Source organism: Candidatus Edwardsbacteria bacterium RifOxyA12_full_54_48, assembly GCA_001777915.1.
In the GTDB taxonomy this organism is placed as follows: Bacteria; Edwardsbacteria; AC1; order AC1; family EtOH8; genus UBA2226.
The window spans coordinates 1-14,276 of sequence record MFFN01000004.1; the positions used below are offsets into that span (position 1 = coordinate 1).

Annotated in this window: 12 protein-coding genes; 1 reads left to right on the forward strand and 11 read right to left on the reverse strand. The window is 50.0% G+C overall.

Annotation, left to right across the window (positions count from 1 at the left end; genetic code table 11):
- Positions 1-307: 307 nt before the first annotated feature.
- From A2273_01665 to A2273_01695, 7 genes are all read right to left on the reverse strand, one after another.
- Positions 308-1,384 carry a hypothetical protein gene (locus A2273_01665; GenBank protein OGF07206.1) on the reverse strand — a complete coding sequence of 359 codons (1,077 nt, stop codon included), beginning with the start codon at positions 1,382-1,384 and terminating at the stop codon, positions 308-310.
- A gap of 675 nt (positions 1,385-2,059) precedes the next feature.
- A complete protein-coding gene (locus A2273_01670; protein ID OGF07990.1) occupies positions 2,060-2,485 on the reverse strand; it encodes a hypothetical protein in 426 nt (141 codons plus the stop codon).
- Entirely contained in the window at positions 2,482-3,018 is a 537-nt protein-coding gene (locus A2273_01675; GenBank protein OGF07207.1) for a hypothetical protein, read from the reverse strand. Before A2273_01675 ends, A2273_01670 begins: the two co-directional genes overlap by 4 nt.
- A gap of 608 nt (positions 3,019-3,626) precedes the next feature.
- Entirely contained in the window at positions 3,627-4,814 is a 1,188-nt protein-coding gene (locus A2273_01680; GenBank protein ID OGF07208.1) for a hypothetical protein, read from the reverse strand.
- A gap of 684 nt (positions 4,815-5,498) precedes the next feature.
- Positions 5,499-6,947 carry a hypothetical protein gene (locus tag A2273_01685; protein ID OGF07209.1) on the reverse strand — a complete coding sequence of 483 codons (1,449 nt, stop codon included), beginning with the start codon at positions 6,945-6,947 and terminating at the stop codon, positions 5,499-5,501.
- Between the two features lie 41 nt (positions 6,948-6,988).
- Positions 6,989-8,224, reverse strand: coding sequence for a hypothetical protein (locus tag A2273_01690; protein ID OGF07210.1), 1,236 nt, complete (start codon positions 8,222-8,224; stop codon positions 6,989-6,991).
- Position 8,225: 1 nt separating this feature from the next.
- Positions 8,226-8,963: a hypothetical protein gene (locus A2273_01695; GenBank protein ID OGF07211.1), complete on the reverse strand. Its 738-nt coding sequence runs from the start codon at positions 8,961-8,963 to the stop codon at positions 8,226-8,228.
- A gap of 126 nt (positions 8,964-9,089) precedes the next feature.
- On the opposite strand from A2273_01695, the gene A2273_01700 reads away from it, so the two are divergent.
- Positions 9,090-9,329 carry a hypothetical protein gene (locus A2273_01700; protein ID OGF07212.1) on the forward strand — a complete coding sequence of 80 codons (240 nt, stop codon included), beginning with the start codon at positions 9,090-9,092 and terminating at the stop codon, positions 9,327-9,329.
- A 19-nt stretch (positions 9,330-9,348) separates the two neighbouring features.
- Here the strand turns inward: A2273_01700 and A2273_01705 are convergent, their stop codons facing one another.
- From A2273_01705 to A2273_01720, 4 genes are all read right to left on the reverse strand, one after another.
- A complete protein-coding gene (locus tag A2273_01705; GenBank protein OGF07991.1) occupies positions 9,349-10,368 on the reverse strand; it encodes a hypothetical protein in 1,020 nt (339 codons plus the stop codon).
- 1 nt (position 10,369) lies between these two features.
- On the reverse strand, positions 10,370-11,719 hold the full coding sequence (locus tag A2273_01710) for a hypothetical protein (protein OGF07213.1): 1,350 nt from the start codon (positions 11,717-11,719) through the stop codon (positions 10,370-10,372).
- Positions 11,720-11,786: 67 nt separating this feature from the next.
- Positions 11,787-13,142, reverse strand: coding sequence for a hypothetical protein (locus A2273_01715; GenBank protein OGF07214.1), 1,356 nt, complete (start codon positions 13,140-13,142; stop codon positions 11,787-11,789).
- Complete coding sequence (locus A2273_01720) at positions 13,139-14,263, reverse strand: hypothetical protein (GenBank protein ID OGF07215.1); 1,125 nt, start codon at positions 14,261-14,263, stop codon at positions 13,139-13,141. Before A2273_01720 ends, A2273_01715 begins: the two co-directional genes overlap by 4 nt.
- Positions 14,264-14,276 lie beyond the last annotated feature (13 nt).

Here is a 14,276-nt window from a genome sequence, read left to right on the forward strand (position 1 = left end):
GGCGGCATCGGGCACCATACAAAAACCACAGCGCAATTGATCCATCACCGTGACTGCATTTTTATGTTGTTTTCGCCAGCTGCAACAGCCCCCGGGACTTCTCTTTGTTACTTTCTCTTGGTCACAAGAGAAAGTAAGGCCAGGGGCCTGCGTTCCCTGTTCTACCGTGTACGACATTCACGCCCGCCTAGCCGTACTGGTGGCGATGCTCACACATTCAGCCAGTCAGACAAGCCAGCCTTCTCAGTGTGACAGCTTTTAATATCCGCCTCCCTCTCCTAATGCGTTAGGGGAGGGCAGGGTGGGGTCACCCGTTGGCCCCCTGGTCCAGGTCCATGTCCTCCACCTCGGGCAGGGCCGGCCGGCCCGGGCCCCCGGGCTTTTCCGGGGCGAACATCCCCAGCCCGGCCATTCTCCAGGTGAAGGCCAGCCAGGCCGCGGCCAGCAGGGCCGCCTGCTGCCAGGGCGGCAGGAAAAGGGCGGCATAGCCCAGGGCCGAAAAGAACAGCCCCAGGCCCCACATCATCCAGTCCACCCGCCAGACGCTTAAGGTCCTGGCCTGCAGCAGGTCGTAGACGTGCCGCCGGTCGCCGGTGAAGACGTCCCTTTTGCCCAGCAGACGCCGGACGATGGCCAGCCCGGTGTCCAGGACAAAGGGCGACAGCACCAGCAGCACCGGGATGATGGCCCCAGGTCCGGTCCTGACTATGTTCAGCCCCATGCCGGCCAGGTAAAAGCCCAGCATCAGGCTGCCGCAGTCGCCCATGAAGATCCGGGCCGGCGGCCGGTTGAAATGCAAAAAGCCCAGGGCCGCCCCCATGCACACCAGCTTCAGGCTGATGCCCTCGAAGGTCTGCAGCTGCAGGGACAGCAGCAGCAGCCCCAGGCCGGCGGCCACCGCCATCCCGGCGGCCAGCCCGTCCATCCCGTCCATCAGGTTGAAGGCGTTGCAGCCGCCCATCAGCACCAGCACCGCCAGCAGGAAATCCAGCCGCTCATAGCCGGTCAGCGGGACCGCGGTCATTATCAGCACCGTCACCAGGCAGGCGGCCAGCAGCAGCACCGCCTTGACCCAGGGCTTGATCTCGCGCAGGTCGTCCAGCAGGCCCACCAGGAACACCACCATCCCGCCGATCATGTAGGCGATCATGTTCCGGGAGCCCATCAGCCCGGGATTGATCAGCATTACCGCCAGCAGGCCGGCATAGAGCCCCATGGCTATGGCGATGCCCCCGGTCCGGGCCAGTTGGAACAGGTGGGTGCGGTATGACAGGCCGTCCGGGACGTCCCAGGCGTTCATCCGCCGGCCCATGATCTGGGCGAAAGGCATGGCCAGCACGGTGGTGGCCAGGGCCGTCAGGAAGATGAAAAGGTAGTTAATCATCGGTCATCCCTAGGTTGATGTTTGGGGTATCCGGGTACCTGCTGCCACCAAGACACTAAGACACCAAGATACTTGGATCGTTACAGCCATTGCGAAAACACTCCCTGCCGAACAAACGAAGCAATCCCCTATTGTCATCCCCGTCCTCTCCCTGCCTGCCGGCTTCCCTCTCCGCTGCGGGGAGGGAGTGAGGGTGGGGTTGGGGATCCAGGGTTTATTGGCCACAGAATGCACAAAAATCACAAGGAAACTTGGATCGTTACAGCCATTGCGAAAACACTCCCTGCCTTCCAGCGGAAGCAATCCCCTATATTGTCACCACTTCGAAAGTTTGTTTTTTGCCAACCTCAGTGCAGGCTCTGAGGTCTCTCTCATCAGGCGTGTCGAACGGGTGACGATACTCACACATTCAACTTGCCAGGCAAGCCAGTCTTCTCAGTGTGACAGGCCATTAACTTTGGTTACCCAGAAAAGATCCGTGTGAATCCGTATAGATCCGTTGAATCCGTGTTCTATTGGTCCCCCGGGTACCTTTAACCACAAAGGCACCAAGACACAAAAGATTTTATTTAATGCCACGTTTCATTGCTTTCGTCATTCTGGGCCCGGCGTCACGCCTTGCCAGCCGAAGGATCCTTTTGCCACAGAAGGCCTGCCCTAAAGACTTTTGATAACCTAGACGATCAGTTCTTTGGCCGCAGCCAGGAATTCTTCGGCATCATTGACCAGCTGGACGGCGCTGTCGAAAGAAAACCTTCCGTAATAATCGGCATTTTCCCTGAGCACTTTAGCTAGCTGCAGCGCTTCCACCAAACGGACATCCAGTTGTTTGGTTTTAACGTACAATTCCCGCAGGGCATATTGCAGGCAATGATGGCTTCTTTCGCGCAACCCGGCCCGGTACACCAATGCCCGGGCGGCATGAAACATGGCGTAATAGGCCTGAATGGATGCCCATTTATGGCTGCCCTGGGCCAGGCTCTGCCGGGCGGCCAAAAGATCCGCCGCCGCCTGCTCCAACTCGGCCGGGGCCAGACCGGCCGCCTGGGGGAATATTTTAAGCCGTCCCTTCTCCAGGCATTCCCGGTATTCCGGGCTTATGTTTTCTGCCACAGCACCATTCCCCGTTCTACTTCATGGTAAAATATTTCGCCGCGTTTCTGCATTCCGGCCCACTCCACCGGATCCTTGACCACGGTTTGGATCTTCGGGGCAAAGATGAGCGCCGCCCGGCGGGCCGCCTCAGGCTGGTTGGATAGTACCAAGATATCCACGTCGCTGTCTTCCTGATCCTGGCCCAAAGCGGCGCTGCCGTAAAGCACTATTTTTATCGACAGGGGGTTCAGTTTTTTCAAGAACCCCGCCAGTCCCATGATGGTGTCAGTTATTTTCACCTGGCAGACAGCCGGGTGCCCGGAAACCACCCGGTAATGTTTCATTCGGCCGCTGGACCGGACCGTTACCCAGCCCATATCCGCCAGCCGCCTCAAGGCATAGTTGGCGGCGCTTTTTCCCACCCCCGACCTGACGGCCGCCTCCCGGCCGTAAAACTCGGTTTGGGGATGCCGGGCCAGATGCAACAGCACTTTTTGTAAGGCGCTTTCCCAGAACAGGGAGCTGACGTTCTTTTTCATATGTGTCCTTTATAATGGATATATGTCCATTATATTGGTTTTATGTCCTTTTGTCAAGGGGTTCATTCTTAACCACAGAATGCCCAGAAATAACCAAGATACTCGGATCGTTACAGTCATTGCGAGCAGGCCTTCGTTTATTCTGACGAAGCAATCCCATATATTGTCACCCTGAGATCTCTTCCCGCCCGCCTAGCTGAACGGGTGACGATACTCACACATTCAACTTGCCAGGCAAGCCAGCCTTCTCAGTGTGACAGGCCATTAACTTTGGTTGTTCAGTAACGATCCGTGTGCATCCCCGCCATTAGCAAGTAGTCCATATAGGCGGGCAAGCCGCCCCATCCGTGTGAATCTGTGTTCCATGGTCCCCCGTCCTTTTGCCACCACGATACTCACACATTCAACTTGCCAGGCAAGCCAGCCTTCTCAGTGTGACAGGCTTTTACTCTTTCAACTTTTAACTTTGAACTTTAAGCTTAATACTGTCTACTGTATACTTCGGGAATGCTTTCTTCTTTTATCTTTCCGCTATTCGCTAACCGCTGCACGCTATCCGTTGGTTTCCGCTTTCCGCTTTTTGCTCTTTGATTTTTGATCTTTGATCTTTAACCTGCGTCTCCATCGGTTATCTCTTCAGCCAGCAGATCCGCCGGAACCGTCTTGACCAGGCATCCGTTTACTTTACGCTCCGAGACAGGCCCCGAAGAGCAGACGATCAGCGCCCGGGCCGGATGGTAATTATCTATGAAGGATGCCAGCCCGGACGGCCTGGCCCCGGGCTTAAGCTTGACCTCTACCGGCAGCAGCGACTGGCCGGTTTGAACCACAAAATCAACCTCGGCTCCGGCCTTGGTCCGCCAGTATTTTAACGAAACAGATTGCTTCAGCAGTTCGGTGAAAACATAGTTCTCAAAAAGGGCGCCTTGATCCTCCAGCGAAGCGGGATACTGGCCCAGCACCGCGTTCCTTAAGCCGTTATCGATAAAATATATCTTGGGCTGTTTGACGATCTCCTTGTTGGGGTTGGCGGCCAGGGGCGTGATCAGCCGGACCAGATAACTTTTTTCCAAAGCTTCCAGATATTTTTTAAGGGTGGGATACGAGACCCCGGTGGCCCGGGCGGCTGTTTGAAAGCTTAACAATGAGCCGATATTATTGGCCAAAAAGCGAACCAGGCGTTCCAGCCCCGCCAGATCCGTTATGGAAAAATTCTGGGCCACATCCTTATACAACAGGGTATTGTACAGGCTGTCCAGTATGGTCCTTTTATCCGCCAGTTCTGGAGTAAGGGCGGCTTTGGGATAACCGCCATAGACGGCATGTTCCCATAGCAGGCGATCCTTAATGGCGGGAGTGGTCTCCACCAGGCCGGCGGCCTGCCCAAACTCCGCCAGGGAAAAAGGGAAAAGCCGGATGATGCCCACCCGGCCCACCAACTGGGAAAGGATCTGTTTGCTGAGCATCAGCTCCGAAGAGGAGGAAATTATCAGCCGGTGCCCCCGGTCGGCCAGATATTTCAGCTTGCGCCCGGCTTCGCTTCCGTAATGCGCTTCATCCAGCCCGGTCAGCCCCCCCGCCACCAGATATTGCCTCTCAAAATGCTTGATGTCCCGGTCAAACAAGGCCAGGACGTCCGGGTCGTCAAAGGAAAGATACCGGCTGCCGGAGAGCGATTCCAAGCGCTTCCGCATCAGGGTGGTTTTCCCGGCCTGCCGGGGCCCCACCAGAGCCGTTACATTGAACAGCTTGATGTGCTTCTGCAATTCCGATTCTATGCTGCGTTTTATATACATTTCTATTGCGGTATGACTATAGTTTATATTGATTTTAAGTTTAGTTATTGTAACGCTAACGGGGTATTTTGTCAAGCGGTTAGAGAACCGGAAAATATTTTGACCCCCGAAACATGCCCTGAGTTAAACCACCAAGGCACTAAGACACCAAGGGTTTTTAGTTATTAGTTATTGGTTGCTGGTTATTCGGAAAAAATCCGTGTGCATCCGTATATATCCGTTGAATCCGTGTTCTATTGGTCCCCCGGGTACCTTTAACCACAAAGGGCACAAAGCGCACAAAGAGATTTAATTTATGTAACGATCCGTGTGAATCCCCGCCATTAGCAAGTAGTCCATATAGGCGGGCAAGCCGCCCCATCCGTGTGAATCCGTGTACCATGGTCCCCACTCACACATTCCGCTTTCGCTTCCATGTTTGGCTTCCACGTGTGCCAAAGCTTTAGCGGAGGCAATCCCCTATATTGTCACCCTGAGATCTCTTCCCGCCCGACAAGCTGAACGGGTGACGATACTCACACATTCCGCTTTCGCTTACATGTTTGGCTTCCACGAGTGCCAAAGCTTTAGCGGAGGCACTCAACCTGCCAGGCAATATCGAAAATTTAAACCCAAAACATCCTTGTTGTTTTAGTGTTTCCGTGATCAGGTTTTATTTAGTAATTCGTAATTCGTCTTTCGTAATTATCGCTTCTTTCTTGCCGCCCAGCAGGGAAGCGAGATGAGCCCCCATAGCGATCCCAGCCCGTAGGAAAAATGCAGGGTCATAAAGACGATCGGGAGCAACAGCAGGGAGCCGAAACTGAATGACGAATTACGAATTACAAATTCCGAACCACCGGGTTGTTTGTTTGTTTCCCCCGGTCCCCCAACCGTTTCAAACGTTTTGACCACCCCGCCCTTGGCAGCACCCTGTTTGCTGTACGCTGTACGCTGTACGCTGCGCCCTGCCCGACCTACAAAGTAAAGCATCGCGCCGAAGTAGGCCCCCAGCACCAGCGCCAATAGAAGCAGAGCTATCGGGCCAAAACCATTAACTAATCCCTCTCCGCTTCGGGGAGGGTAGGGAGGGGTCGGTCCGCTGAAACCCGTTGAACCTGTTGAACTTTTTAAACTTATTAAACTTGCCATTATCAGCAGCAGAATAGTCGAGACGAAGATCAGGGGGATGAAGTGGCGCAGGCTCAGCGCATAGGGCGCAATATATTTGGTATACACCACCCACTGGCCGTTCTTGAAGTTCTGGGACCATAAACCTGATAATGTATTCCGGCAGTAGTAATAGCTCTTGATCTTGGGGGTCAGATATATCTTGCCCGGGGCTTCTCTATCCGCAGATTGCGCAGATTTCCGCAGATTACTTTCTTTCTCGGTTTTTTCACTTTTTATGCCACACCCTCCTGTCATTCCCGACCCAATCGGGAATCCAGGCTCTTTTTCCTCACACAGAGCCGCAGAGACACCAAGATTACTTTCTCTCTCGATTTCTGAATTTTGAAATTTGAAATTTGAAATGAACTTAATTCCCCGCCTGATGCGGGAATTAAGTTCAATGTCCTGGTTCCTGGTCAGCCGGGCATCGTACAGGCCGTACCTGGCGAAGGTCTCCTTTTTGTAAAAACCCAAATACACCGTATCCACGTAACCTTCGAAATCCCCCAGACGGAAAGCACCGCCGCCCAGGCCGAACGGACTTAAGTGTGCCATACTGATTGCCCGGGCTATGCTGTCGTTTTTTAGATCTATTGGTATTGCCGGGCCGCCCACATTATCAGCGTCTTTATCTTTTATGGTTTTTATACATTGTGTTAAATAATCTGGTGCTATCAATGAATGCCCGCTTAATATAAGTATGTAATCCCCTTTGGCCTTGTTTATACCAATGTTCATTCCATAAGGCGCGGTCTTATGTGGATTATCAATTATTTCCCAGTGCTTAAGATTCTTGGCCAGAAGGTTGTTTTTTAAACAATTACCTGCTACCTCCTTGGTATTGTCTACAGAATTTCCATCGATCAACAGAACTTCAATGCTGTATAAAGGCAAGTCCTGGGAAATAATAGACCCCAGGCAATTTTCTATAAACTTGGCTTCATTTCTAATGGGCAGTATTATTGATACAGTTGGCTGCATTAAAATAAGGCGATTGTTTTTTAATTTTATATAAGGTTTTGTTATTTAGACAACCGTGTTACAAACAATTCTGCCATTGCCCGGCCATTCTCAGTTATATCGTACATTCTTTCTACTTTCCTTCTGCCATTTTTTCCAAATTCAGCGGCCCTTTGTGGTTCTTTCATTAATTTTATTATTGCATTGGCTAAAGCTTCTGGGTTTTTGGGCTCTACCAAGTAGCCAGTTGAACCATCCTCAACAATTTCCGGCACACCGGTTATCTTTGTAGCCACCACCGGCATTCCTGTTGCCATTGCTTCCATTATTACTACCGGGATGCCTTCGCTTAAGCTGGCCAGAACAAATATATCCGACTCATTGCAATATTTACTTATTTCCTCTTGCGGGCAATATCCCCTTAAAAATACTTTGTTGTCTAAATTATGGTCGGTGATAAATACCTTTAACTCGTCAAATAGTTGGCCATCACCTATAATATTTAGTATAAAATCCTGCCCGGTTTTATCAAGCAAGACACAAGCATTCAATAAGTATTGGTAGCCCTTTACCGGCGCCAACCGTCCCACACACAGTAATCGTAGCCTATCACTATACTGACGTTTCGGCACATATTTAAACTTCGCCAGGTCAACCCCGCAGCGTATTACCTTAATATCTGTATCTTTAAGGACCGCATATTTGCCAAGTAGAAACTTTTTATTGTATTCGGATATGGTGCGAAAAAATACGGCATTTTTTATCCTGTCAACCAGATCGTGAGGCGGCATAAAATGAAGGTCAAAACCATGCCCGCTAAAACTATACCCTATGCCGGTATATTTTGAGATCATTATGGCGATGGTGGCCGGCACCCCGGCAAATTCGGCATGGATATGTCCAACTTTTTTCTGCTGGCAGATAAAGGAATAATAGATGCCGATCGGCAGCAGCAATAAATTACGAATCCCGCTGGTGGTCCCCTTCTTAATTGAAAAAAGGTTAGTGCCGGTGGTTGTAATGGCATACTGGAAACAATGCCAATACTTGACAGGATGCATCAAAGGCGCAAGTAAATTGTAAAATACTGCCGTTAAAAAATGATCATACCAGGCAGTAACAAACGGTAATCCCTGCAGGGTCAATTGCGACGTTTTTTGTTTTGACCGTTTAACCGGAAATACTGAAACCCCAATGCCCTTTTGGGCAACAGCCAACACTTCACTTGCGGTAAAGGTGGGCAGCGGATAAATGCTTGCGATATAACCTATGTTTAGGCCTTTAATTTCCTGCGTCATATTACTTTTTATTGGCTTTTAGGTTATATATTTCCCGGTATATGTTCTCGGTTTTCCGGGCCAACTGCATAAAATCACAATTGGCCTGCACCCATTCTTTTCCTGCCTGCCCCATGGCCCTCGACTTGATTGGATCATTGAAAAGCTCCAGCAGTTTTTGGGCCATGGCCGGGGCATCGTCCGATGGCACCAGATAGCCTGTCTTGTCCGGCGTTATCAGATCCCGCACCCCGCCCACGTCAGTTGCCACTACTGGCAGGCCGGTGGCCATGTATTCCAGAATTGAATTAGAAAAGCCCTCCCATTTCGAGGTTAGTAAGCCCACATTTGACGCCGCCAGAAGGTTGGGCACATCAAGCCGCTGACCCAAGAACCTAAAATTATTCATCAACCCGGATTCTTTAACCAATTCCCTGATTTCTTTTTCGGCCACCCCTTGGCCGACAACCAGAAAAAAAATGTTTTTTTTCTTTTCGATTGCCATTGCAGCTGCTTTGACCAGCATTTGATGATTCTTAACCGGCTTGATGCTGCCGGTTATGACCGCCAAAAAGCAATCGTTTTTTAAATTCAGTTCCCGGCGTACCGCACCCCTTTCCGACAATGCATTAAACTTGTCAAGGTTATACCCGTTGGGAACAAAATATGTTTTGTTTTCGGGTATACCTATAAATTGTGTCAAACGTATACGGCCGATGTTGGTATTGCTGATGATGCCATCGGCCAAAGGCCATAACATTCGTTCAAACCATAATTCTTTTTTTTCGTAATGTATCCCACCGGATCGATTGGAGGTCAGCAATACTTTCACACCCACCAACCGGCCAGCCAATCTCCCCCATAGATCTGCCCCAAACAGAAAGGTTTGCAGAACATCAATGTTACGCTGCCGCAACAGACGGATCAGCTTGAAAATTACCCTTATATCGTATTTGGATTTTTTGTTAAGGCAAACAACTTCAGTGCCCCGGCTGGCCGCTTCATTGGCCAGTGGACCGAGCGAATTAAGGCAACATATTGTTACCTTGTGTCCCAGTTCTTTCAAGCCACAAGCCAGCTCTACCACCTGCCGTTCGGCCCCGCCGACCTCAAGGTTTTGAATTAATAATAAAAGGTTCATTCGTCTATTTTATTGTGCCCAGCAGATCTTCCAATATGGCATCCTCCGGGTGGGTATGCCCTTCATGCCAGTTTAATTTCTGATCCCAATGCCCGGGGCAGTCATAAACCGCTTTGGGCTGATAGCCGTAGCTGACCTCGACTATTTTAGGCTTGCCGTTTTCATCCTTTATAAAATCAAAGGCCATGCTCTGGGATCTCATTTTTTCAGCCACAGCAAAGGCAATTTTTACGTATTCCATGTCTAGGCGCTTTAGATCATAACTGATGGAACCACTCCCGGAGGCCCTGAAATCATTGGGCCGGACATCACGGGTAAATCCAAAAGCCCGGTTGCCGACCAACGTTATCCTGGTGTCGTATTGGTTGCCCGGCATAAACTCCTGAAAGTAGACATAATCCTTTTCCCGCGGCATTTGCTGTTTGGTAATGGCCGAGCTTAATAAATACTTGGGAAACCTTTTCAGCTTACCAACAAACTGGGGGAAAGTGCCAATTTTGCGAAGTTTTGTTTTGGCATCGCCAAAATACCCGTGGTATGAAACGAACCCCAGGCCAAATGCCTGTTGGCATAGTTTTATTGCCTCATTTTTATCTTTTACTAAACGGACATTGGCCGAACCGGCCCCGCTCTTCAGTTTAAATACCTTTGGATAGGTTGCCTGCTCTGCCCATTCAAGGGCTTTTTCTTTTTGGTAAAATACATAGCTGGGCACCAGCGGGGCGCCTAAAGCTTCCAATAAATATTTTTGGGCGATCTTATCGTCAAAGTGCCAGCAGGTAACCGTATCGGGAAAAACAATTATGCCGGCCTGTTCCGCAGACGCTATTATTTTTCGCGAATGAGCTATGTCTGCCAGTACATCATGCGTAATGGGCCATAGCAAATGGGTAAAGCCATTCAGTTGTTCAATGATGTCATTATCATAGCAATTAATTATTTTATGCCTTATGCCATGCAATTGGCAATATTCCAACCAACGATCGGAAAAACTGCCTGAACGGTGGTGAATGGCAATATGAATTTTATCCTTCAATATGTCCTCCCCAGCCCTTGGGCGGCGTAAAGTTAAAACCAGACTTGGGCAACTGGTTTATTTTGTCATTCCATTCTGGTTTATTACTGCTGACTGTCATGTCATGATAACTGACATCAGACAAGGGATATTTACCGTCCGCCAATGATTCACGCAAGGCCGGTATTTTATTGTGATCGTAGCCCATCAGCCAGCAGGCGGCGGCATCACCAGCTGCGGCATCCAGACCGGCGATGATGCACCCCACCGCCTTGGCCGCAGGCTCCAATGGCCCTTCTCCCTCGCCGGCAATTATGGCATCAACCAGATTTATTTGCACCCGTTGTCTTGCAGGTTTCAAAATACCATTTTTATCGGCAAAGATAAGTATTTTGTTGAGATCATTAACAGTCCGCCAGATAGTATCGTTGCCGTGCCAGCTGCCTTCACCGATATCAAAATGATGCCTGCTCGCACTTGAAGCCTTGAGTGAAGGTACCTTGGATAATGTTCTTAATACCCGCTTAAACGCCACGCCAACCAATAATATAAATTTGCCTACGGGTTTTGGCATTGTAGCCAATGCCTCTATGACACTACGTTCCGTTTTATTGTAAATTCCCCGCCCGGGGTATTCGTCGCCGCCTTGTCCTGACCCGCCGCGCCGGTGATGCGGCAGGTATTCCTTTTTTCCGTTGATGCCCACCATGTTTTTAAGACAGCAGGTCATTCCGGCCTTTTTGTGGGTCTTAAGTTTGGGCATGTTTATTACCACCTCAGACGAAAGCACCGTCTTGGAGATCAAATACTGGTGCTTGCCCGGGGCATGGCTGTTGATGGTGGTTTTTTGATCGTAACCGGAGACCTCAAACAGGCTGGAATCATTGCTTATCGGCTCCAGGGCGCTTTTATCCTTCAGGTCTATCAGGCAATAGCCCAAGGGATCTCCGGGTGTCTCATCCAGCATGGTTCTTCTGCCCAGGCTATCGAACCTGGTTCGGACCATTCGCAGGTCAATGATATCGACCGGAAGCCAGCCGGGCTGGCGTAGAGCCTCTAAATATTCATTTATTCTGTTAAAAGCCAACAGTCTTTCCCAGTCGGCGCCTTGGATCGGGGCATCGGCGATGGTGATCGTGCCCCTGCCCTGCAGGGCCGGTTGGACCAGGGAAACGGTAGCGGCTATCAGCGAACTATGGGTTATTAAGGCATCGGACCAAGAGCCGTCATCTTCCCTGACCCAGTTTGGTTTTATAACCACGGATTGACCCGGTTGGATATGTTTCCCAAAAATATTATTTTCGTCACCGACGCCAGCAAGACCCAGGGCATGCACAATTTCCCGGCGTAAAAGCCCCAAGCCTTCCACATCATCGGGTCGGGGATACCCTGAAATGGTAGTTTGCAAAAGTGAAACAATTTTTTGTCTATTTTGTGTCGTCAATTGTGGAATCCGTCTCTTTAATGGTTTCCCTAGCGCTTATGTTTGCCAGAACCACCGATATCCCGGCCATAATAAATATTAATTTATCCAACGGACCGCTGCCAAAAATACCGGCAACCGCCAACCCTATGGCTAGGGCCAAAAGATAACGGGAGCTGTCGGTCGTAACTGTATTTACTTTGATGGAAGTTTTAATATTTTTATATATGGTTGTAAAAAAAGCCAGATATAACGCCAAACCTATTATTCCCTGCTCGCAGAGCATGCCCAGATACCAGGAATGCATAACATAAGGTATTAGCGAACCATTAACCTTTGGGAAACTGAACGCCCCCCAGCCCCATAGCGGGCTTGCTAAAAATAATTCCCAGCCCCTTCTATACATCCAGGCCCTTATTCCCGTTTCGCTCTGTACGGAGCTGTAGACAGCATGGCCCGGCAACGGTATATACTGAAACCTCTGCCAGAATATCTCCGGCGCAATGTAAAGGAATAAAACAAACAGTGAAAATATCAATATCAGAGTGGATGGTTTTTTTATGAAGTTCCTTAAAAGGATGAAGGCAGCAACCAACAAACCGATGCTGGCGCTGCGGGAGGCGGCAAAGCCAAAGGCTAAAAGGAACATCCCGGCAAAACCGGTCAGTAGGGTGTTTTTTAACGAGAGAACGGGTTTTTTTAAAAATGACAGGGCCAGGGTCAAGCCGATTATGCAATTATAGGCCAAGGCATTGGCATTCCCGGTAAGGCCGGACATTCGCCCCTTGCTGTATATTACAAATCCGCTGACTGCTGTCACCAGGCAGGCCAGCATGATAACTGCCAACACTTTATTTAACTCTTCCCGATTCTCAACAAATAATACCACGGCCGCCAGCACTATCAAAGATGGTATGGTGTCAATAATAAACGTTCCGATATATTCCGGATAGCTTACCAGATCGGTAAAGGCGCCCCAGAGTACCAGGACAACGGCTATTGCCGTAGTTCTGTTGCTTTTAAGATTTTGCCAGCGTGACCGGTTGAAATGGGTGGCTATGGCCAGCAGCAACATCAGGCCAAATATCCGGGTGGGGGTTATGGGAAATGTTTGTCCCAGGGCTTGCTCAAAATTGGCCGGAAAGAAAATAGTGGCCAGGGTTACTAATAAAATGTAAAATGGCTTTTTTATAGCCAGGTAAGTAAAGAAACTCAATATCACCAGGGATCCCAGCGCTATGGCCCCAAAGCGCCAGACAAACCAGGCGGTAACGCCGAACAGAACTAAGTATGCGATAGCCGCAGATGGTTGCCGTTTTAAAATAACATTGGGGTTTATATTTCTGAGATCAATTATCATTTAAGCGCCGCCCCCTGCAAGACCAACTTCAACCGGGACGATTTTTCGGACCAACCGTTGGCCAGCGCTTCAAGCCGCCCGGCCCGGCCCATACGTTGGCAAAGGTCTGCATCACCCAATAATCGCAGGATCGCTCTGCTAATTTGCCCTGTATCGCTTCCGTCAACCAATAAACCGCTTACGCCATCTTCCACCGCGTCCGGCACCCCGCCGTCCCGGCCGCCGATAACCGGTTTCCCCCAATATCCCGCTTCCAAGTATACGATGCCAAAGCCCTCGTTATCGCCATTTGGCAAAGCACGGTTGGGCATTATAAATATTTGGCAATGCTGGTATAGGTATGCTACCTCTTCATCCGTGGCATCGGTTACGACGGTAACCTGTTTTTGCAAGCCAAGGTCTGCGATCAGGCCTTTCAGCCGGGCTTCCTCCTGGCCCGCCCCGGCGATCACATAATGAACCCCCGGGTGATCCTTTATTATTATCGGCAAAGACCGCAGGACCATATCCTGGCCCTTGCGTTCAATCAACCGTCCTACCGTCAGCAATATACTTTTATCCTTGATCCCAGACCAAATCCCGGGTTCCTTGGCGGAGGTTGCATTACATTTGGCGCTGTCAAACCCCGGGGTTAGCAGGGTGATCCTTCCCGGTTCAACGCCATGTTCGATCAGTTTATTTACCGCATATTTGCTGATGGTTAAAACCCCATCAGCCCGCCGCAAGGCCATCAACACTAATTTTCGCCTGATCGGACCTGCCGTATATATACCGGTCAGGTCTTCACCCATTACGGTTGCCACCCAATGCTTGCCGGTTGTCAACGACAACAGCCAACCAATAAATGCCCCAGGATAAAAATTGCCTATATGTATGACATCTGTTTTTTCTTTGACAATTAGACCCCAGGCGGCAAAGAACTGTTTTATAAGGTTAACTGCCTTGGCCAAGTGCGCTTCATTTATCGCTGTCCGTTTAATGAAGTTCCTGCGAATAACCCGATATGGCAGCAAAGCATCGAATTCTGCTGTACCTGGTGCTTGTGCGGTCAACACGACCAATTCCTCTGAAACAAACGCTGAATGAAGGTAATAATAATAAACAACCGACCCGCCAACCATGGGGGGCGGATAA